Source organism: Methylobacterium organophilum, assembly GCF_022533465.1.
In the GTDB taxonomy this organism is placed as follows: Bacteria; Pseudomonadota; Alphaproteobacteria; order Rhizobiales; family Beijerinckiaceae; genus Methylobacterium; species Methylobacterium organophilum.
The window spans coordinates 4,465,862-4,486,411 of record NZ_CP092848.1 but is presented as its reverse complement, the minus strand read 5'-3'; the positions used below and the strand labels follow the sequence as shown (position 1 = coordinate 4,486,411).

General features: G+C 70.2%; 16 protein-coding genes and 2 pseudogenes. 9 read left to right on the top strand and 9 right to left on the bottom strand.

The features are described 5' to 3' along the window. Positions 1-242: 242 nt before the first annotated feature. Complete coding sequence (locus MMB17_RS21205) at positions 243-926, top strand: GntR family transcriptional regulator (RefSeq protein ID WP_241100186.1); 684 nt, start codon at positions 243-245, stop codon at positions 924-926. A gap of 15 nt (positions 927-941) precedes the next feature. On the opposite strand, the gene MMB17_RS21200 is transcribed toward MMB17_RS21205, so the two are convergent. Next, a complete protein-coding gene (locus tag MMB17_RS21200) occupies positions 942-2,336 on the bottom strand; it encodes an FAD/NAD(P)-binding protein (RefSeq protein ID WP_241100185.1) in 1,395 nt (464 codons plus the stop codon). Positions 2,337-2,638: 302 nt separating this feature from the next. On the opposite strand from MMB17_RS21200, the gene MMB17_RS21195 reads away from it, so the two are divergent. The 4 genes from MMB17_RS21195 (at position 2,639) to MMB17_RS21180 (ending at position 6,502) form a co-directional block, all read left to right on the top strand. Further along, positions 2,639-3,790: an acyl-CoA dehydrogenase family protein gene (locus MMB17_RS21195; RefSeq protein ID WP_238310712.1), complete on the top strand. Its 1,152-nt coding sequence runs from the start codon at positions 2,639-2,641 to the stop codon at positions 3,788-3,790. A gap of 9 nt (positions 3,791-3,799) precedes the next feature. Next, the gene (locus MMB17_RS21190) at positions 3,800-4,903 is read left to right on the top strand and encodes an LLM class flavin-dependent oxidoreductase (protein WP_238310713.1); all 1,104 of its coding nucleotides are present in this window, start codon (positions 3,800-3,802) and stop codon (positions 4,901-4,903) included. Then, positions 4,903-5,859 carry an ABC transporter substrate-binding protein gene (locus MMB17_RS21185; protein ID WP_238310714.1) on the top strand — a complete coding sequence of 319 codons (957 nt, stop codon included), beginning with the start codon at positions 4,903-4,905 and terminating at the stop codon, positions 5,857-5,859. The genes MMB17_RS21190 and MMB17_RS21185 overlap by 1 nt, the downstream gene beginning before the upstream one ends. Before the next feature lie 88 nt (positions 5,860-5,947). Further along, positions 5,948-6,502, top strand: a complete 555-nt coding sequence (locus MMB17_RS21180; RefSeq protein WP_241100184.1) for a cupin domain-containing protein — start codon at positions 5,948-5,950, stop codon at positions 6,500-6,502. A gap of 25 nt (positions 6,503-6,527) precedes the next feature. Here MMB17_RS21180 and MMB17_RS21175 read toward each other — a convergent pair whose 3' ends face one another. Continuing rightward, on the bottom strand, positions 6,528-7,451 hold the full coding sequence (locus tag MMB17_RS21175; protein WP_241100183.1) for a UDP-3-O-acyl-N-acetylglucosamine deacetylase: 924 nt from the start codon (positions 7,449-7,451) through the stop codon (positions 6,528-6,530). A gap of 296 nt (positions 7,452-7,747) precedes the next feature. Between MMB17_RS21175 and rpsA the strand changes: the two genes are divergently transcribed. Then, the gene (gene rpsA / locus MMB17_RS21170) at positions 7,748-9,463 is read left to right on the top strand and encodes a 30S ribosomal protein S1 (protein WP_238310717.1); all 1,716 of its coding nucleotides are present in this window, start codon (positions 7,748-7,750) and stop codon (positions 9,461-9,463) included. 890 nt (positions 9,464-10,353) lie between these two features. Here rpsA and bioB read toward each other — a convergent pair. Beyond that, positions 10,354-11,355 (bottom strand): biotin synthase BioB, encoded by a 1,002-nt coding sequence (gene bioB / locus MMB17_RS21165; protein WP_238310720.1) that lies wholly within the window; start codon positions 11,353-11,355, stop codon positions 10,354-10,356. Positions 11,356-11,588: 233 nt separating this feature from the next. On the opposite strand from bioB, the gene MMB17_RS21160 reads away from it, so the two are divergent. Together MMB17_RS21160 and MMB17_RS21155 are read left to right on the top strand one after the other, a co-directional pair. Further along, the gene (locus MMB17_RS21160; protein ID WP_241100182.1) at positions 11,589-13,220 is read left to right on the top strand and encodes a GMC family oxidoreductase; all 1,632 of its coding nucleotides are present in this window, start codon (positions 11,589-11,591) and stop codon (positions 13,218-13,220) included. After that, positions 13,217-14,161, top strand: a pseudogene (locus MMB17_RS21155) (aldehyde dehydrogenase family protein); the annotation flags it as partial. The gene MMB17_RS21160 and the pseudogene MMB17_RS21155, both read left to right, overlap by 4 nt. A 57-nt stretch (positions 14,162-14,218) precedes the next feature. Here MMB17_RS21155 and MMB17_RS21150 read toward each other — a convergent pair. The 3 genes and pseudogenes from MMB17_RS21150 to MMB17_RS21140 form a co-directional block, all read right to left on the bottom strand. After that, positions 14,219-15,001 (bottom strand): annotated as a pseudogene (locus tag MMB17_RS21150) (ABC transporter substrate-binding protein); the annotation flags it as partial. A 51-nt stretch (positions 15,002-15,052) separates the two neighbouring features. Next, positions 15,053-15,919: an alpha/beta hydrolase gene (locus MMB17_RS21145; RefSeq protein ID WP_241100181.1), complete on the bottom strand. Its 867-nt coding sequence runs from the start codon at positions 15,917-15,919 to the stop codon at positions 15,053-15,055. Continuing rightward, positions 15,916-17,202 carry an amidohydrolase/deacetylase family metallohydrolase gene (locus MMB17_RS21140; protein ID WP_238310729.1) on the bottom strand — a complete coding sequence of 429 codons (1,287 nt, stop codon included), beginning with the start codon at positions 17,200-17,202 and terminating at the stop codon, positions 15,916-15,918. Before MMB17_RS21140 ends, MMB17_RS21145 begins: the two co-directional genes overlap by 4 nt. A 241-nt stretch (positions 17,203-17,443) precedes the next feature. On the opposite strand from MMB17_RS21140, the gene MMB17_RS21135 reads away from it, so the two are divergent. Then, the gene (locus tag MMB17_RS21135) at positions 17,444-17,839 is read left to right on the top strand and encodes a MarR family winged helix-turn-helix transcriptional regulator (RefSeq protein WP_338041750.1); all 396 of its coding nucleotides are present in this window, start codon (positions 17,444-17,446) and stop codon (positions 17,837-17,839) included. Here the strand turns inward: MMB17_RS21135 and MMB17_RS21130 are convergent. The 3 genes from MMB17_RS21130 to MMB17_RS21120 are packed head-to-tail and all read right to left on the bottom strand — an operon-like array spanning position 17,836 to position 20,437. After that, complete coding sequence (locus tag MMB17_RS21130; RefSeq protein ID WP_241100179.1) at positions 17,836-18,366, bottom strand: flavin reductase family protein; 531 nt, start codon at positions 18,364-18,366, stop codon at positions 17,836-17,838. The genes MMB17_RS21135 and MMB17_RS21130 overlap by 4 nt on opposite strands. A gap of 11 nt (positions 18,367-18,377) precedes the next feature. Then, complete coding sequence (locus MMB17_RS21125; protein ID WP_238310732.1) at positions 18,378-19,082, bottom strand: GntR family transcriptional regulator; 705 nt, start codon at positions 19,080-19,082, stop codon at positions 18,378-18,380. Between the two features lie 32 nt (positions 19,083-19,114). Continuing rightward, positions 19,115-20,437 (bottom strand): LLM class flavin-dependent oxidoreductase, encoded by a 1,323-nt coding sequence (locus MMB17_RS21120; RefSeq protein WP_241100178.1) that lies wholly within the window; start codon positions 20,435-20,437, stop codon positions 19,115-19,117. Positions 20,438-20,550 lie beyond the last annotated feature (113 nt).

Below are 20,550 nucleotides of genomic sequence, written 5' to 3'. Positions count from 1 at the left end.
ATATCAGCGTCTGCGCGCTGAAAATTGATTCGGTTCTCGCATTTTTTCGCAGTTTCGTATTTTTTCAAGCATCATTTTTCATTATCGTATACGCGAAAACCGATCAGGCGCGATTCCGTATCCGGTCCTCGTCCCCGCCCCGCCCTCCCGCGGGCGCGGGCACGACCGGCGGCCCGCAGCAAGCTTGACGTTGGAGGGCGCCGGCCGCTGATTTCGCGGCGGGACGCCGGGGAGGAGACGCGATGGAGGAGCAGGGGGTCGAGGAGCGCGAGCTCCTCTCGGACCGGATCCGCAACGCGCTGACCGACGCCATCGCCTCGGGCAGCCTCGCCGCCGGCACGGCGCTCGACGAGCAGGAGCTCGGCGACCGCTACGGCGCCTCGCGCACGCCCGTGCGGGAGGCGTTGCGCCAGCTCGCCTATAGCGGGCTGGTGGAGCTGCGCCCGCGCAAGGGCGCCGTCGTCACGCGGATGACGCCGGAGCGCATCGCCGAGATGTTCGAGACCACCGCCGAGATCGAGGCGATGTGCACCCGGCTCGCCACCCACCGCATGACGGTGCTGGAGCGCAGCCGCCTGATCGAATTGCACGAATCCTCGGCCGCCCTGGTCGCGGCGGGCGATTACGACGCCTACGACGCCCTCAACCTCACCTTCCACGCGACGCTCTACAAGGCGACGCATAACGGCTTCCTGGCGGAGCAGGCGCTGGGCATCCGCTCCCGGCTCTCGGCCTTCCGGCGGACGCAGCTGCGCCAGGACGGCCGCATCCACATCTCGAGGGCCGAGCACGGCGAGATCCTGGCGGCGATGGCGGAGGGCGACGGCGAGCGGGCGGCGCGGCGCATGCGCGCCCACATGCTCAACGCCGCGAGCGCCCTCGGCCGCTACATCGCCGAGCATACCGGCTCGCTGCCGGAGGTCTGACGGGACGGCGCCGGCTCAGGCCGCCCGCACCGGCCGCAACTCGGCGGCGACCAGCCCGGCGAGGTCGGCCGCCTCGTTGCGGATGTCGGGCACGGCGATGCATTCCCACAGCACGCCGCGCAGGAGCGGCCCCAGCGTCCAGAGCCGCCGGGCCGAGCGGGTCCCGAGGGTGGCGAAATCCGGCGAGGCGTCGAGGCCGAGATCGAACGGGCCGGGCCGCACCAGGCCGCGGGCGATGAGGCGGCGCAGCAGCACGTCCTGCGTCTGCCCGATCCGGCCGAAGCCGGTGGCGTCGAGGATGCTCTGGACCGCGAGCTCCTCCGTGCCGGCCCGGCCCCGCGGCTGCAGGGTCACCACGGCCTCGTCCGCCGCGTCGCGGATCGACAGGATCCGGCCCGCCCGCACGCTGAGGCGCCCGGCCGCGACCTCCCGGGCGATCGCCTCCGCCGCGGGCGGGGCGATGCGGTGGCGGTGCACGTCCCAGAAGGGGCGGAGGTGGCGCAGGAAGCGGGCCCGCTCCACCGGGGGCAGGCTGCGCCAGACGAAGTCGGTCACGGGGCGCAGGGAATCGATCACGCCGCGCCAGTCGAGCCCCGCCGCGCGGGCCTGCGCCACCTCGGCCCGGATCCGCCGGGTCAGGCGGGTGAGGGAGGCGAGGTCGCGCGCCCCGAGATTCGGCACCGGCCAGGGGGCGGCGGGGGCGTGGACGTTCGGCAGCAGCCCCCGGCGGGAGAGGGCCACGACCGGGCCGGGAAAGCCGCGCCCGCGCAAGGTCGCCACCGCGTCGACCATGGTCAGGCTGGTGCCGACGATCAGGACCGGGCGCTCGGGATGCAGGCGGCCGAAGCTCTCCGGATCCCAGGGATCGGCCCGATGCCGGCTCTCCGGGCCGCCGGAGCCGGCGAGATTGCCCATGGCGAGCACGGCCCCAGCGACTTTGTGGACCTGGCCGCCCTCGGTGCGCAGATCGTAGCCGTGGGACGCCGGGGCGAGATCGACCACCGCGTCGTTGACGAGATGGAGCCGGGGCGCCCCGTCCTCCGTCACCGCCCGCCGCAGCAGCTCGGTCAGGTAGCGGCCGTAGAGCCCGCGCGGGGCGAAGGTGCCGGCCGGCGTCGCCTGCACGGTCGCGGCGTCCTCCGCGTCCGGCCCCGCGGCCAGCGCCGCCAGCCATTCCTCGAAATGCCGCGGCCGGTCCGGATAGGCGCTCATATTGGCGGCGCGCAGGTTGAGGAGATGGGCCGGGGCCTGCGTGCCGTAGGCGAGGCCGCGGCCGAAGGTGCCCGCGCGCTCGCAGAGCAGCACCGGGCGGTCCCGGGGCAGGGCCTCGAGCAGGTGGATCGCGGCCATGGTGCCACTGAACCCCGCCCCGATCACGGCGATGGGGAGCGCGCGCTCCTTCGCGGTCATCTCGACAACCATCCTCACGTCAGACGAACGGCCGGCGGCGCGACGGCCCCGACCCATCCCTCAACCGTAACGCCGTTCTATAAATCGAACAAGAACCGTCCCGTCGCTTCCGTGCAAACCCTCCAGAAAGACAACCACATCCTGAATAACGAAGGAATTTCTCTGCAAGCGCGGGAGATCGCGGAAAACCTTCTCGGAAATTCGTCCACTAAAAAGAACACTTCTCTTGACCCTGGCCGCCTCTGGCCGGAGCATCTGCGCCGTCCCCGATCCCCTCGCCAGAGGCCGCCTCGTCGCGCCCGATGAACGCCGTCCCGCCCCTCGCCGACCCCGCCGAGACCCTCGCCCGCGCCTTCGCCGCCCGCGCCGGGGAGGCCGACCGTACGGGCCGCTTCTCCCACGAGAACCTGGCCGCCCTGCGCGCGGCCGGGCTCCCGGGGCTCACCGTGCCGCGCCGCCTCGGCGGGGCGGGGGCGGGCCTCGGCGAGGCGGCGCGGGTGGTCGGCACCATCGCCCGGGGCGATCCCTCGACTGGCCTCGTCCTGGCGATGCAGTTCATCCAGCACGGCCTGATCCACGGGGCGGAATCCTGGCCCCGGCCCCTCGCCGACGCCGTGGGCCGCGCCGCGGTGGAGGAGGGGGCGCTGATCAACGCACTCCGGGTCGAGCCGGAGCTCGGCACGCCGGCCCGGGGCGGCCTGCCGGAGACCGTGGCGCGGCGCGTGCCCGGCGGCTGGTCGCTGTCGGGCCGCAAGATCTACTCCACCGGGAGCCCGGGGCTCGCCTACGGCCTCGTCTTCGCCCGCACCGACGAGGCCGAGCCGCGGCTCGGCAACTTCCTGGTGCCGCTCGCCGCGCCGGGCGTGCGGATCGAGGAGACCTGGGACCATCTCGGCCTGCGGGCGAGCGGCAGCCACGACGTGGTGCTGGAGAACGTCGCGCTGCCCGCCGACCATGCCGTCGACCTGCGCGCGCCGGAGGGCTGGCGGGCGCCGGCCGCCGCGCAGCAGGCCTGGAACGCCGCCCTCCTGGCCGCCGTCTATGACGGGGTCGCCCGCGCCGCCCAGGCCTGGTTCCTCGGCTTCCTGCGCGCGCGCGCCCCGGGCAGCCTCGGCGCGCCGCTGGCGAGCCTGCCGCGCTTCCAGGAGGCCGCCGGGGAGAACGAGCGGCTGCTCTTCGTCAATGCGCGCCTCGTCGCCGGCCTCTCCGCCGCGGTCGATGCCGGCACGCCGCCGACGCCCGAGGAATCCGGCTTCGTGAAGGTCACGGCCAGCGAGAACGCCATCGCCGTGGTGCAGCGGGCGGCGGAGTTCGCCGGCAATCCGGGCCTGTCCCGGAAGAACCCCCTCGAACGCCACCTGCGCGACGTGCTCTGCGCCCGCATCCACTGGCCGCAGGGCGATGCCGTCCGCGTCCAGGCCGGGCGCGCCGCCCTCGCTCCCGCCGCACGATAGGAGGCCGCCATGCCCCTGCTCCCGCCCGACGCCATCGAGTTCATCGGCTTCGCCGCCCCGCGCTACGTCTCGGAGACGCATCCGCCGGACGGGCCGGCGATCGACCGCGACTATCTCAGGCTCCTCGCCCAGGCCCATGAATGGGGCGGCTTCGACCGGATCCTCGTCGCCTTCTACGCCGACGCCCCCGACGCCCTGCTGCTCTCCGCGCAGATCGCCGCGGTGACGGAGCGCATCGGCCTGATGATCGCCCACCGCACCGGCTTCACCGCCCCGACCGTCGCGGCGCGCCAGTTCGCGACCCTGGACCAGCTGACCGGCGGGCGCGTCGCCCTCCACGCGATCAGCGGCGGCGACGACCGCGATCTCGCCCGGGACGGCGACCACCTGACCAAGGACGAACGCTACGCCCGCACGGGCGAGTTCCTCGACATCGCCCGCCGGGTCTGGAGCGCGGCCGAGCCCTTCGACTATGCCGGCCGGCACTACCGGATCGCGGGCGGCTTCTCCGAGGTGAAGCCGGTGCATCCCGACGGCATCCCCGTCTATTTCGGCGGCGCCTCGCCGGCGGCCCTGGAGATCGCCGGGCGGCATGCCGACACCTACGCCCTCTGGGGCGAGACCCTGGCGCAGGTCCGCGAACTGATCGCCCGGGTGCGGGCGGCGGCGGCCCCGCACGGGCGCCGGCCCCGCTTCAGCCTCTCGTTCCGGCCGATCCTGGCGGAGACCGAGGCCGCGGCCTGGGCGCGGGCGGAGGCGATCCTGGCGCGCACCCGTGCCCTGCGGGCGGCGCGGGGGCTCGGCCCGGCGGCCCGGCCGGAGAACGAGGGCTCGCGCCGCCTGCTCGAAGCGGCGGCCCAGGGGTCGCGCCTCGACAAGCGCCTCTACACGGCGATCGCCGCCGAGACCGGCGCCTCGGGCAACTCGACGGCGCTGGTCGGCACGCCGGAACAGGTCGCGGAGGCGCTGCTCGACTATCACGACCTCGGGGTGCGCACCTTCCTGATCCGCGGCTTCGACCCGCTGGAGGACGCGCTGGATTACGGCCGCACCCTGATCCCCGCCTTCAAGGCCCTGCTCGCCCGCCGGGGCGCGACCGCGGACGCCGCCTGATGCGCCTCATGTCCCTCCTCGCCCTGGCGCTGCTGCTGGCGGCCGGGCCCGCCCGCGCCGAGGACGTCCTCCGGGTCGGCGACCAGCGGGGCAATGCCCGCGCCCTGATGGAGGCGGCGGGCGTCCTCGACGGCCTGCCCTACCGGCTCGAATGGAGCGAGTTCCCCGCCGCGGCGCCGCTGCTCGAAGCCCTCAATGCGGGGGCGATCGACGCGGGCGGGGTGGGGGACGCGCCCTTCACCTTCGCCGCCGCCGCGGGCGTGCCGCTCAAGGCCTTCGCCGCCTATCGCAACCGGCAGGACGGCCTCGCCATCCTGGTCCCGCCGGATTCGCCGATCCGCGGCGTCGCCGACCTCAAGGGCAAGCGCATTGCCACCAATCGCGGCTCGATCGGCCACCAGATCGTCCTCGCCGCCCTGGAGGAGGCCGGCCTGCCCGCCGACAGCGTGACCCTCTCCTTCCTGCCGCCGGCGGATGCCAAGATCGCCCTCGCCTCGGGCGGGGTCGATGCCTGGGCGACCTGGGAGCCCTACACCTCGACCGCCGAGCTCGCCGGCCTCGCCCGCGTGGTGCGCGACGGCAACGGCATCACCCCCGGCCTCAGCTTCGCCGTGGCCCATGACGGGGCGCTCAAGGCCAAGCGCGCCCTGCTCGCCGATTTCGGGCGCCGCCTCGCCCGGGCCCGGGACTGGGCGCTCGCCGACCCGAAGCCCTATGCCGCGGTCTGGTCGAGGCTGATCGGCCTGCCCGAGGCGGTGCCCCTGCGCTGGTTCGGCCGGGCGCAGTACCGCGCCGTGCCGATCGACGCCGAGGTGATCGCCGACGAGCAGCGCACCATCGACCTCTATGTCCGCAACGGCCTGATTCCGAAGGCGCGGGCGCCCCAGGCGGCGGCGATCTTCGACGCCGCGCTCCTGAGCGCGCAGGACCTGAAGCCCGAGCCGGCCACGCGCTGAGGGCTTGCCTTCACCCCGCATCGACTTTTGCCCGGCGGCGGTGTCCAGTGCCGCCTCGATCGATGCGCCCGCACGAGGATGTTTCGCGATGCACGACGTCGACGGCGATCACGCCCACCCGCACGACCCGGACCACGGGCATGAGCACGGCCATGCGCATGGGCACCACGACCACGGGGCCGAGGCCGGGCGCTGGAAGCATGACGGCGTGCGCGTGATCCCCGGGGACAAGCTCGACCCCAACACCGCCCAGACCCCGGGCATGTACCGGCAGGCGGCGATCAACGCCGCCCGGGTCGGCGCCCAGAAGATCTGGGCCGGCACGGTGGCGATCGAGCCCGACGCCAAGACCGGCGTGCACCATCACGGCGCCCTGGAGAGCGTGATCTACATCGTGTCGGGCAAGGCCCGGATGCGCTGGGGCGACCGCCTCGAATACGTGGCCGAGGCGGGGCCGGGCGACTTCATCTTCGTGCCGCCCTACGTGCCCCACCAGGAGATCAACGCCTCCACCGACGAGCCCCTGCACTGCGTGCTGGTGCGCTCGGACAACGAGGCGGTGGTGGTGAACCTGCCCGATGTCGATCCGGTGGAGCAGCCGGAATCGGTCTACTGGGTCGACCCGATCCACAGGCACCCCTGAGCCGGCAGGCCGGACGGAGCCGCCCTCAGACCAGCTCCCAGGCGCCCTCGTCGGCCATCAGCTTGGCCAGGAGGGCGTGGTTGAGCTCGTGGCCGGTATGGGCGGCCTCGACCCGGCCCTCGATCGGGTGGCCGGCCAGCGCCAGGTCGCCGACCACGTCGAGGAGGCGGTGGCGCACCGGCTCGGCCGGCAGCCGCATCCCGCCGATGACGCGGCCGCGCAGCAGCAGCGCGGCGGAATGCGGGCCGCAGCCCCGCAGGAAGGGTTTTCGCGTCACCGTGCCGTAGGCGCGCCCGGCCATGGCCCGCAGGTAGCGGCCGAAGCTGCGCGAGGGCGCGAGCTCGGCCACGAAACTCTCCGGCGTGACGGGGCCGGCCCAGTCGAGCGGCCCGAAATGGGCGAGGGCGACGTGGCCGCTCACGAACAGGCCCTCGCCGGGGGCGATGCTCAGGCGCCGCCGCCCGTCCGCGACAGCGACGGGGCGCCGCACGCGGATCCGGCGCCGCGGCGCCTCCTGGGCCACCCGGCCAGCCTCCCGGATCGCCGCGCACCAGGGCACGGCGCTGCCGTCGAAGATCGGCAGTTCCTCCGCGTCGATCTCGACGAGGGCGTTGTCGATCCGGAGCGCGCTGAGCGAGGCCATCAGGTGCTCGATGGTGCGCACGAGGACGCCGTCGCGCTGGATCGCGGTGCAGAGCGGCTGCGACACCCGGAAAGGCCACAGGGCCGGCACCTCGGCGCTGCGCCCGCCCTTCAATTGGCGGCGGAACAGGATGCCGTGGCCCGCCGGCGCCGGGGAGACCCGCACCGTGGCGCGGGCGCCGGTATGCAGGCCCCGGCCCGACAGGGCGAAGGGCCGCGCCAGGGTCGCCTGAGAGGTCGACTGAGAGGTCGCCTGGGCGGTCGTCCGGGACGCCGCCGGGGATTCGGAGCCTGAGTCTGGGGTCATGGGCGGTCGCACCGGACGAGGCGATAGCGGAAGACGCAGGCCGAGGCGAGCGCTGCAGCGCAGCGTTGCTTCAATCGGCACAATCGGTTATGGCACGCCCGCTTGTTGCGTCATCCTGCGGGTCGGGCATCCCGGCTGGCGCGAGAAGAGCCCTCGACCATCGTGTCACATGCGTCGGCCCCCCGGATGCGGGGGTGAGCCTGGATGGAGCAGATCCCCCGGGCGGCGGTGGAGAGGGCGGTCCGCAACGCGAACCGCCGGCGCCGGCCTCGAGGAGAGGCCTTTCAGGAGAGAGAATGTCAGCTGGTCTGAACGTGCGCGACGGCGCGCCGAGCCGCGAGGATTTCGCGGCGCTGCTCGAGGAGTCCTTCCTCCAGCACGAGATCACCGAGGGCTCGGTCGTCAAGGGCACCGTCGTCGGGATCGAGAAGGACGTCGCCGTCATCGATATCGGCGCCAAGACGGAGGGCCGCGTCGCCCTCAAGGAATTCACCGGCCCGGGCCGCGAAGGCGAGCTCAAGGTCGGCGATGAGGTCGAGGTCTATGTCGACCGCATCGAGAACGCGCTCGGCGAAGCCGTCATCTCGCGCGACAAGGCCCGCCGCGAGGAGAGCTGGGTGAAGCTCGAGAAGGCCTTCGAGGCCAACGAGCGCGTCACCGGCACGATCTTCAACCAGGTCAAGGGCGGCTACACCGTCGATCTCGACGGCGCCGTGGCGTTCCTGCCGCGCTCCCAGGTGGACATCCGCCCGGTGCGCGACGTGACCCCGCTGCTCGGCACCCCGCAGCCCTTCCAGATCCTCAAGATGGATCGCCGCCGCGGCAACATCGTCGTGTCGCGCCGGACCGTGCTCGAGGAGAGCCGCGCCGAGCAGCGCTCCGAGCTGGTGGCCAACCTCGAAGAGGGCCAGGTCATCGACGGCGTGGTCAAGAACATCACCGAGTACGGTGCGTTCGTGGACCTCGGCGGCATCGACGGCCTGCTGCACGTCACCGACATGGCGTGGCGCCGCGTGAACCATCCGTCCGAGGTCGTGACCATCGGCCAGACGGTCAAGGTCAAGATCATCAAGATCAACCACGAGACCCACCGCATCTCGCTCGGCATCAAGCAGCTGCTGGCCGATCCGTGGGAGGGCATCGCCCAGCGCTACCCCGAGGGCGCCAAGCTCAAGGGCCGCGTGACCAACATCACCGATTACGGCGCCTTCGTGGAGCTGGAGCCGGGGATCGAGGGCCTGATCCACGTCTCCGAGATGAGCTGGACCAAGAAGAACGTCCATCCGGGCAAGATCGTCTCCACCTCCCAGGAGGTCGAGGTGCAGATCCTGGAAGTCGATCCGGTCAAGCGCCGCATCTCGCTCGGCCTCAAGCAGACCCTGCAGAACCCCTGGGATGCCTTCGCCGAGAAGCACCCGGTCGGCTCCGAGGTCGAGGGCGAGGTCAAGAACAAGACCGAGTTCGGCCTGTTCATCGGCCTCGAGGGCGACGTCGACGGCATGGTCCACCTGTCGGATCTCGACTGGAACCGTCCCGGCGAGCAGGTCATCGAGGAGTTCAAGAAGGGCGACATGGTGCGTGCCCAGGTTCTCGACGTCGACGTCGAGAAGGAGCGCATCTCGCTCGGCATCAAGCAGCTCGGCGGCGACCCCTTCGCGGAAGCCGGCGAGATCAAGAAGGGTCAGGTCGTCACCTGCGAGGTGATCGAGGTGAAGGATTCGGGCGTGGAGGCGAAGATCGTCGACACCGACCTGTCGACCTTCATCCGTCGCGCCGAGCTCGCCCGTGACCGCGGCGACCAGCGTCCCGAGCGTTTCGCCGCCGGCGAGAAGTTCGACGCCCGCGTGACGATGTTCGACCGCAAGGCGCGGCGCGTCCAGCTGTCGATCAAGGCGCTCGAGGTGGCCGAGGAGAAGGAGGCGATGGCCCAGTTCGGCTCCGCCGATTCCGGCGCCTCCCTCGGCGACATCCTCGGCGCGGCCATGAAGAAGGCCCGCTCCGACAACGAGTGATCCGGCAGACCCCGGCCTTCGGGCCGGGGCCCAGCCCCGGACGGAACCTCCCGGACCCCGCGGTCCGGGAGGTTTTTTGTTGCGCCGACGCCCCGCAAGGCCGAACCGATCCGGACCGTTTCCGGACGGCGGAAGCGGTCTCCGCGCCTCTCCTCGCCCCCTGGGCGAGGGGGACCGCGCGCAGCGCGGGGGAGTGGGCTTTTTGCCGGGCGCGAGGCCGGCCCTCACGGCGCCCCCTCCCTCCGCTTCGCGGCCACCGCCTCCAGCGTTGGAGAAAAGGTCGATCACTCCCCCTCCGCGTCATAGCGAGCAGGGCTTCATATCCTATAACTTAAGAATAATATCTTGACATTCTGGGTCTGATATCTTAGAGGTCCTCCCGCTCGCCGCCGCGTCGGGGCCTTTGTCGGGGTCCCGGCGACACGGCACAGGGAAGCCTTCCGGAGGATCGGCCGGGGGTGCTTTCGGGGGCGGCGAGGCGGTTCCCGCGTCGTGGGTGGCGATCGACCCACGCCCCGGGCGTCGTGCGCGCTGGAGGCGGCCGGAGCGGCGGGTTCATCCCGCAAGCCGGCTCGAGCCTCACAAGGGACCTGATCTGCCCGCCCCCACTACGAGGGCCGGGTCGCCGCGGCGGTTCCGCGCGCCGAGCCCGGGAGGGCAGGACACCTCCCGTGCCGAGAGACAGGGGCGTGCCAGGGCGAGCAAAAAACCGCGACGCAAAATCGGTTCGAGGCGGCGTCTGCCCCCCGAGCCGCGGGACGCCGGGGAAACCGGATCCACGCGCATGACAGAGTACAAGGGTTTCCGCGGCGTCCCGCGTCCCCTGTCGTCAAGCATGAGCGCCCCGGCGGATCTCCGCGCGGGGCCGGTGGCGCGTGGGCGGGCGCCCCTCACTCCGCCGCGGCGAGGGTGATCTCCGGCACGCGCACGCCGATGTCGCGGAGCAGGGCGGCGTCCTCGTCGGCCTCGTTGTTGGCCGTGGTGAGCAGGCGCTCGCCGTAGAAGATCGAGTTGGCGCCGGCCAGGAAGCAGAGGATCTGCGCCTCGCGGGTCAGGCTCTTGCGGCCGGCGCTGAGGCGCACCCGGGCCTTGGGCATGACGATGCGGGCGGTGGCGCACATGCGCACGAGGTCGAGGGGATCGACCGGCGGCCGGTCCTGCAGGGGCGTGCCGCCCACGGCGACGAGGGCGTTGATCGGCACGCTCTCGGGATGGGGGGCATGGTTGGCGAGCACCATCAGCATCTCGACCCGGTCGCGCACCCGCTCGCCCATGCCGACGATGCCGCCGCAGCAGACGCCGATGCCCGCCTGGCGCACGTTCTCCAGCGTCTTCAGCCGGTCCTCGTAGGTGCGCGTCGAGATGATGTCGCCGTAGAAGTCCGGGCCGGTATCGAGGTTGTGGTTGTAGGAGGTGAGCCCGGCCTCGGCGAGGCGCTCCGCCTGGGAGGCGGTGAGCATGCCCAGGGTGACGCAGGCCTCCATGCCGAGGCCGCGCACGCCGCGCACCATCTCCAGCACCGCGTCGAAATCCGGCCCGTCCTTGGGCTGGCGCCAGGCCGCGCCCATGCAGAAGCGGTGCGCGCCGTTGGCCTTGGCCGCGGCGGCCTCCTGCAGCACCCGCTCCACCGGCATCAGCCGTTCGCGCGGGAGCCCGGCCTCCTTGTGATGGGCCGATTGCGGGCAATAGGCGCAATCCTCGGGGCAGCCGCCGGTCTTGATCGAGAGCAGGGCCGCCCGCTGGATGTCGGCCGGATCGTTGTGGGCGCGGTGCACGCTGCCCGCGCGATGCACGAGATCGAGCAGCGGCATGTCGTGGATCGCCTGGATCTCGGCGAGCGTCCAGTCATGCCGGAGGGCGGAGGGGGGCAGGGAGACCACGGTGTCGCTCATGCCACCTTTGAGGGCAATCGGGCCGGAAAAATCAAGCCTTACCGCCCCGCGACGCCCGGCCGAAGGCGTCCCAGTGGCCGCGCAGGCGGTCCGCCGGCGACTGCGTTCTTTATTCGGAAGACTCGGGCCGGATCCCGTCGCGGCGGGAAGGGCAACGCCGCCGCCCCGGATCCGGTGGCACGAAACCTGCTTTGAAAAATGCGAATTATGCTTCCTATTTTCTTAGGTCGAGCATGGTCGCTGCCCATCGTCTCTCGAAGGACTACGACGTCATCGTCTGCGGCGGTGGCTCGGCGGGATGCGTGGTGGCGAGCCGCCTCGCCGCGGACCCGAATCTGGACGTGCTGCTGATCGAGGCCGGCGGAGCGGACGAGGCGCGGGAGGTCCGCGACCCGACCCTCTGGATGCGGAACATCGGCTCCGAACGCGACTGGGGCTTCTTCTCGGAGCCGTGCCCGGGGCTGAACGGTCGCCGCGCACCGCTGCCGATGGGTCGGGTCCTCGGCGGCGGCTCGAGCGTGAACGGCCTCGTCTGGGCACGGGGGCACAAAGCGGATTTCGATCTCTGGGAGGCCGAAACGGGGGATCCCGGCTGGGGCTACCGCGCCGCCATCGACCTCTACAAGCGGATCGAGGACTGGGACGGCCCGGCCTCGCCGTTGCGCGGCCTCGGCGGGCCGATGCGGATCACGCTTCCGAAGGACCCGGCCCCCGTCGTCGGCGGCCTGCTCGCGGCCACCTCCGCTTTCGGCATTCCGCCCGTCGCGGACCATAACGCCGAGGCCATGGAAGGCGACGGCTGCTGCGCGGTCGCGAACGTCAACGTCGACCGCGACGGCGTCCGCGTTTCGACGGCGTCGGCCTATCTCGCCCCCAGGATCGGTCAGCCGAATCTCACCGTCTTGACCGGCGCCGTCACCCGGCGCGTCGTGATCGAGGACGGGCGCGCCGTGGCGGTCGAGTTCGAACGCGGCGGCGCCGTCCGTCTCGCCCGCGCGCGCCACGAGATCGTGCTGTCGCTCGGGGCGATCAACACGCCGAAGACGCTGATGCTGTCAGGCGTTGGGGACGCCGCCGCGCTGCGCTCGCTCGGGCTGCCGGTCGTTCGGCACCTGCCGGGCGTCGGCCAGAATTTCCAGGATCACATCCTCGTCGCCGGCTGCGTGTTCGAGTATCGCGAGCCCACCGCGCCGCGCAACAACTCGGCCGAGTTCACCTTCTTCTGCAAGTCCGAGGCCGCGCAACCGTCGCCCGATCTCCAGCCGATGCTCGAGGAATGCGCCTTCGGCTCGGAGGTGACGCGCCCGCGATACGGCCTGCCCGCCGACCCCGCGACCTGCTTCACGCTGGCGCCCGGACTGGTCCGCCCGAAGAGCCGCGGCTCTGTCGCGCTCACCGGGGCGCGGCCGGAAGACCCTGTCCGGATCCAGGCGAACTTCCTGAGCGAGGACGCCGACATCCGCGCGCTGCTGCGCTGCGTCGAGATCTGCCGCGAGATCGGCCATTCCGAGGCGCTGAGGCCGTTCGTGAAGCGCGAACTCATGCCGGGGCCGCTTTCGCAGCCGGACATGCGGGCTTTCCTGCGGGATGCGGCGGGCACCTACTTCCACCAGACCTGCACGGCCAAGATGGGCCGGGACGCCCTGTCGGTCGTCGACGGCTCGCTCCGGGTCTACGGCGTCGCGGGGCTTCGCATCGCCGACGGCTCGATCATGCCGGCGGTCACCGGCGGCAACACCATGGCCCCCTGCATCCTGATCGGCGAGCGCGCCGCCGATCTCATCATGCGCGACCTCGCCTCCGCAGCAGACCTCCGACCGATCGATCGATCGCCGCCCCATCGCTTCCAGGAAACCGCCGCATGAACCCCGCCTCGTACGACGCGTCCGATGGTGTCCGCACCTACAAGCTGTTCATCGGCGGCGAATGGCTGCGCTCCTCGCGCAACCTCGTGGCGGACAGCGTGAACCCGGCCGACGGCACGATCTTCGCGCGCACGCAGCAGGCGGGCCGCGACGAGGTCGCGGCCGCGATCGACGCCGCCCACAAGGCCTTCGGAAGCTGGGGCGCCTCGCTCGCGAGCGAACGTGAGAAGATCTTGCTGAAGACAGCGGAGGTCATCGAGCGCCGCACCGACGAAATCCGCGACATGCTGATCGACGAGTGCGGCTCGGTCTTCAACAAGGCGCTCTGGGAGATCGCCTACGTCACCGATTGTCTGGTGAGCGCGGCCGGCGATGTGCGCCACGTCATGGGCGAAACCATGCCCGTGACCCAGCCGGGGCAGATCTCGATGTCGGTGCGACGGCCGCTGGGCGTCGTGGCGGGCATCGCGCCGTTCAATTCGCCGTTCCTGCTGTCGATGAAGAAGATCGCCTTCGCGCTCGCGGCGGGCAACACCTTCGTGCTGAAGCCGTCGGAGGAGACGCCGATCTCCGGGGCGCTGATCGCCGACCTCTTCCAGGAGGCGGGGTTGCCGGCCGGCGTGCTGAACGTCGTGCCCGGCATGCCGGCCGAAGTCGGCGAATGCCTCATGGCCGATCCCCGCGTGAAGCTCGTGACCTTCACGGGCTCGACCAAGACCGGCCGCCTGCTCGCGGTCGAGGCCGCGAAGCATCTCAAGAAGTTCACGCTCGAGATGGGCGGAAAGAGCCCGCTGATCGTGCTGAAGGATGCCGATATCGACTACGCGGTCGACGCGGCCGCCTTCGGGATCTTCCTGCATCAGGGCCAGGTCTGCATGGCCAATTCGAAGATCATGGTCGAGGCGCCGATCTTCGACAACTTCAAGGAGCGCTTCGTCGCCAAGGCGAAGACCGTGCCGGTCGGCCATCCGCGCGAGACGACCAGCGTGATCGGGCCCCTGGGCGATGATCTGATCGGGATTCTGCGAGCCGCCCGTGGTGATGACGCGCTTCTTCACGCCCATCGCAGCCATCTGCTTGAAGACGAGCGTCAGTTGGTCGACGGCCGCGGTGATCATCAGGGTGTCGGCGTCGGTGCCTTTGATCTTGGCGAGCTGCGCGCTCATGTCCTGGGCGCTGGCATCCATCGTCTCCGTCAGGCCGACCTCGATGCCTTTGCCCTTCAGCATCTTGCCGAAGTCGCCGGCGGCGCCGCGGCCCCAGTCGTTGTTGATGACAAGGAAGTCGACCTTCTTGACGCCGAGCTTCTCGACCATCGGGGCGAACATCTCGGCCTCGAGCGCCGACGGCGGCGAGATGCGGAACACGAAGGGATTCCCCGACGTCGTGATCTTGCCCGACGAGGAGGTCTCGACCAGCATCGGGACCTCGTATTCCTCGAGCTTCGGCATGACCGCGAGCGTCAGGCTCGAGCCCCAGGCGCCCATCATGACCGGCGTCTTGTCCGAGTTGATAAGTTTTTCGGCGACCGCGGCAGCCTCGGTCGGGTTCGACTTATTGTCCTCGATCACGAGCTCGATCTTCTTGCCGAGCACGCCCCCGCGATCGTTGATCTCGTCGGCCGCAATCTTCGCGCCGTTGACCACATAGGCGCCAGAGGCGGCGAACGGGCCGGTGAGGGGCTCGTTGACCCCGATCTTGATCGTGTCGGCCGCAAAGGCAGGCACGGTAGCGAGCGTAAGGGCCAGAACGGCGATCGAAGCGATGCGAGACGTCGGCATGGCCGTTTCCTTCACGGGGAGAACAGGAAGCTCATCGGGACACGGACGGACTCATGCCGCGGCCCCGCGCGTGCAGGCTTCGGCGAGGATCGCGAGCGCCGCCTTGACCAGCAGCCCTCCCGCCGACCGGAAGCCGTCGAGGATGGTGAAGTGGTTTGCACCCTCGATCGGGATCAGGGGGCCTGGGGCGCCCGCATCGGCGCGCTTTGCGTGGAGCGCGAGGCTGTCGCGGATGAGCGCCGGGACCTCCGCAGTTCCATAGGCGATCGCCATCGGCTTGTTCACGACCGGCAGCAGAAGCGGCGAGAGGGTCTCGACCTCGCGGTCGGTCAGCGTCAGCGCGCCATTCAGAAACGTGTCGCGAATCGGCGCGAGCGCGTAGACGCCCGACACGGCGAGCCCGGCTCTCACCGAAGAATGGCCGAGCAACATGGCGGTCAGATGCCCGCCGGCCGACCAGCCCGCGAGCACGATCGGGCCGTTCACTCCGTGCTGCCGCCCTTCTCGGGCGAGCCAGTCGAGCGCCTCCCCGAGCTCCGCGACGATCTCCGTGAGGCTCGCCTCGGGCGCGAGCGTGTGGCTCGGCATCGCGACCGACCAGCCGGCAGCGTTCGCGCCTTCGGCGTAATGCGCGAACATCTCGCGCGAGTTCCTCTGCCAGTAGCCGCCATGGACGAACACGAGGCAGGGCGCGTCGCGGTCCCTGGCCGGATAGATGTCGATCCGGTTGCGGGGCTTTCTTCCATAGGCGAGGTCGAGCTTCGCGCCGGGCCGTGCGCGCCATTCGGCTGCGAGCCGGTCGCGCTCGACGATCAGCGCGGCGCTGTTCGCGACTGCCGCGTTGTTGTTGTACGCGGCGTCGCGCTGCTCTTGAGAGAGCGTCTCCCAGATCTCCTGAGGCGCCGGCATCGCGCTCATGCGGCGACCGCCTGCGGCAGAATCGGGCTGTCGGCATCGATGCGCTTGCCGGCGCGCAGGCAGAAGGCCGGCTGCAGCAAGCGCTCGGCGATGACGCGGTAATCCTCGTTGTCGCGCAGGACGAAGCGGCCGCGCAGGTCGTCGAGCACCGAGACATCCGCCGTGCGGCCGACGGCAAGCGAACCCAGCGTGTCCTCCATCTGCAGCATCCGAGCCGGATGGATGGTCACCATCTTGACCACGTATTCGAGGTCGAGCCCGAGCGTCATCATCGAGCTCATGGCCTGGGTCAGGCTGAAGCGGGCCTGGCCCTTGAAGGGGTGGTTCTCGTCGTCCTCGTGCTCTTCCGGGGTACCGGCCGGGATCGGTATCTCGGGCACCTGCGTGTTGTAGCCGTGCATGTCGGCGCCGAGCGTATGGGGGACGACGCCGGCCGCGAGCGCCTGCTTGGCGAGGCGGTAGGAGAAGTGGGACCCATGGCCGACATCGACCTTCAGGCCGCGGTCGATCGCCGCCTGGATGACGTGATGCACTGCGCCCTCGCGGTTCACGAAGCCGCCCGGATGGCGGGTGAACGGATGGGCCAGCACATCGCCTTCCTTCAGCAGCGGGATCACGCGCTCAAGGATGGTGTCGGCGTCCTCGCCGTTGGCGCCGCTCTCCGGCAAGCCCCAGAGCTGGCCGAAATGGACGTAGAGCGGCACTTCCGAGCGCCGCGCGATCTCGGCCGCCATCTCCATGACCTTGATGCCCCAGCGGGCGAAGCCGCCGATCTCGGCGTGCCCCTTGATTCCGCGGACGATGTCGCGGTTGGCCGTCGCCGAACGCACCGTCGCTTCGATGTCGACGCAGTCGGGCTGATAGAGGTTCGGGTAGAAGTGGCCCTCGAGACCACCGACCAGATAGGCCGACAGAAACGCCAGCACGTTGGTCTCGGCCGGCTCGGCGATGAACTTGCGGAAGCCCGGCAGCGTCATGCAGGACGGACCGCCCTGATCGACCACCGTCGTCACCCCGGAGCGCACCCCGACCATGTCGGCCTCGAGGCCGAAGCGGCCGGTGACGTACTGGTAGACGTGGCCGTGAGTGTCGATCAGGCCGGGCAGCACCAGCTTGCCGGCGACGTTGACGACCTCGCGTGCGGTGCTCGGCAGGATCTGCTCCTCCACGGCCGCAATCTTGCCGCCCTTCACCGCGACGTCGCGCACGCCGTCGACGCCCGAAGCCGGACAGATCACCCTGCCGCCCTTGAGCACCAGATCGTAGCCAGTCGCGTCGGCCATGCGGCCCTCCGTATGCAACCCGGCGGGCCTGCGGCACGCCGAAAAGCGAAGTACACTTCGCTTTTCCCAATGCACGCGGCGTGCCAGGAAGCTGGAGCGGTGCAGGCGGCGAAACGAGAAACGGACGAGGAGAGGGAATGGGACAGCGATGAAAGAGCGCGCGCGTTCAAGGTCTTCCAGTGAGAGTTGGCCGCTCTCCCAGCGTCCGGGATTTCTCGTCCGGCGGCTTCATCAGATCCACGTGAGCCTGTTCATGGAGCTCTGCGCCGAGTTTCGCATCACGCCGCTGCAGTACAGCCTTCTTTCGACGCTTTCGGAGCACGGCGCGGCCGACCAGTCGACGCTCGCGCGCGCCGTCGCGCTCGACCGCACCACCACCACCGGTGCCCTGAAACGCTTGGAGAGCCGGGGCCTCATCCAGCGCATTCCGTCGGAGCAGGATCGCCGCGCGCAGGACTGCCGGATGACCCCCGAAGGAACCGCGCTGTTGGCCGCCATGCAGGCCCCCGCGCGCGAGGCCCACGAGGCCACGATCGCCAATCTCGGCGTCGACGACCGCAAAACGCTGATGAAGCTGCTCCAGCGCGTTGTCGCGGCGCATGACGACCGCCGCGCGACCGGCATGCCGCAGGATTAGGTGACCGCCGCGTCTTTGCTCACGGCGGCAGGCGTGAGCGGGGCCATGGCCACGAAACCTCCCTCCATCCAGCCGAGCGGAGCAGCGCCGCCGTCGCGGCCGACCACATCGGTGACCTCGCCGATGAAAAGGCTGTGGGTGCCGAACGGGATCTCCTGACGAACCTCGCAGAAGATCGCCGCGCAAGCGTCGGGCAGGTAGGGCACGCCCTCATACGCCGACCAGTCGCCTTCGGAGAACCGCTCATCACGCCGCGCGCTGTCGGCGAAGGGTCCGACCAGCCTCGCCTGATCGGCTGCCAGCAGGTTGATGCAGAACCGGCCCGCGCGGGAGATCGGCCCATGGGCGCTGGCGTTGCGGTTGATCGAGACCAGCATCGAGGGCGGGTCCATCGAGATCGGGATGACGGCCGAGGCGGCGAGCCCCGCGGGCGCACCGTTGGGGTCGACCGTGGTCACCAGCGAGACCGCCCCCGGCATCCGCCGCATCGCCGCCTTGAGAGACGCCTTATGCTCGCCGTTCCGCATCGCGCCGTTGCCTACCTCTTCATGCTCATATTGTAGACGGTGATCTTTCGGATCTCTTCTCGCGACTTGTCGATGTGCCTCCGAACGAGATCTTCCGCGGCCTCGAAACGCCCCGCGAGGAGCGCACGGATGATCTCGCCGTGTTCGTCGTAAGTCTCTTCGATCCGCCGCTCCGAGACGAAGTCGACGCGCCTGATGATCCGGATCCTGTCGGTGATCTCGGCGAACGTGCGCGCCATCGAGGTGTTGTTCGCGAGACCCACGATCGCGAGGTGGAACGCCTCGTCGCTATCGGCCACGAAATCCGAGTCGAGCCGGCGCTCGGCCTTGTCGGCGCACCATAGCGCCGCGAGAGCATCGAGCCGCGGCGGCGAGCCGGCCTTCGAGGCGAGGCGGATCGCCAGCGCCTCGAGCTCGGACCGGAAGTCGTAGAGATCTTCGTAATAGGACAGGTCGAGGGCGCGCACCTGCCAGCAATTGTGCCCGCCGACGTTCTGCAGGTAGCCTTCATGCTCGAGGATGTGCAGGGCGAGGCGCAACGGCGTCCGCGAGATCGCGAGCATCTCGGCAAGCGCGGCCTCCGAATAGCGTTGCCCGGGCGGCAAGCGGAAGTCGAAGATGCGCTGCTTCAGCTGGGCATAGGCCTCCTCGGAGAGCTTGCCGCGCTTGCCTTCTCCGAGGACATGGATCTCCGCCGTCGGCGTCGCTTTATTCATATCCGGTCTTTCGCACGGGTCTCGCCCCCCGCTCAGGCGTATCGGGTGACGCCGAGATGGTCGCGCAGATGTGGGCCGGAATACTCCTTCCGGAAGATGCCGCGGCGCTGCAGCTCGGGCACCACGAGGCCGGTGAAGTCCTCCACGCCGGTCGGGAAATGGGTCGGTACCGCGAGGAAACCGTCGCAGGCGCCGGCCTCGAGCCATTCCTGCATGATGTCGGCAATGGTGCTCGGCGCGCCGACGAGCTTCATATAGCTGCCCTCGGCGAAGAAGCGCGCGGTCTGGAGGATCGAGAGGTTGCCATTGCGCGCGAGGGCCATGATCGCCTCTCGATGCGACTTGCCCGCGTTGGTCGGCGGTAGCTCGGGCATCGGCCCGTCGAGATCGTAATCGAGGAAGTTCAGGCCGCCTGAATGCGGCGTCAGGTGGCTGATGGCGAGTTCGACGGGGATGAGGTCACGCATCTTCGTGCGGAAGGCATCCGCATCCGCATCGGTGCGGCCGACGATCGGCGTGATGCCGGGGAGCACCTTGATCATGTCGGGATCGCGGCCGAAGCGCTCGGCGCGCTTGCGGATGTCCTCGCGGAAGGCGCGGGCTGCCGTGATGTCGGTCTGCAGCGTGAACACCACGTCGGCGGTGCGCGCCGCAAGCTCGCGACCCGGCTCCGACGAGCCCGCCTGGAAGATGACGGGGCGCACCTGCGGGCTGCGGCCCATCGGCAGGGGACCCCGGACCTTGAAGAAGCGCCCCTCATGCTGGAGGAAATGCATCTTCTCGACATCGAAATAGCGGCCACTGTCTTTATCGCGCGTGACGGCGCCGGGCTCCCAGCAATCCCAGAGTCCCGTCACGACATCGATGAATTCGCTCGCGCGCTCGTAACGAAGGCCGTGCTCGACATGGGCGTCGAGCCCGAAATTCTGCGCCTCGTTCTCGTTGAACGAGGTGACGAGATTCCAGCCGGCCCGCCCGTTGCTGATGAAGTCGATCGAGGAGAAGCGACGGGCGGTGTTGTAAGGCTCATTGTAGGTCGCCGTCGACGTCGCCGCGAGCCCGAGATGCCTCGTCTTCATGGCGAGCGCGGGAAGCAGCATGGTGGGGTCGAAGTGGATCGCGCGAGGATGCGCCGCCCCGTAGGTATCGCCCTTCACAATGTGGTTGCTGCGCGGGACGGCGGCCTGGTCCTCGAAGAAGATTGCGTCGAGCTTTGCCGCCTCGGCGAGCTGGGCCGCCCGCACATAGTGCTCGATGCCCACATCGAGCTCCGGGATCGCCTCGGGCAGGCGCCAAGCGCCCAGATGCTGTCCCGGAAACAGGAACAGGGCCAAGCGCATCATCGTGTCGGTCATGGTCGGCTCTCAGGATCAGGCGAATGCACCCGCGGGCGATCGATACAGGTAAATTCTGTTTGGGATCCCAATTAGGACCGAGATTGCTTATGAGCGGTCCGGCCGCTCGTCAA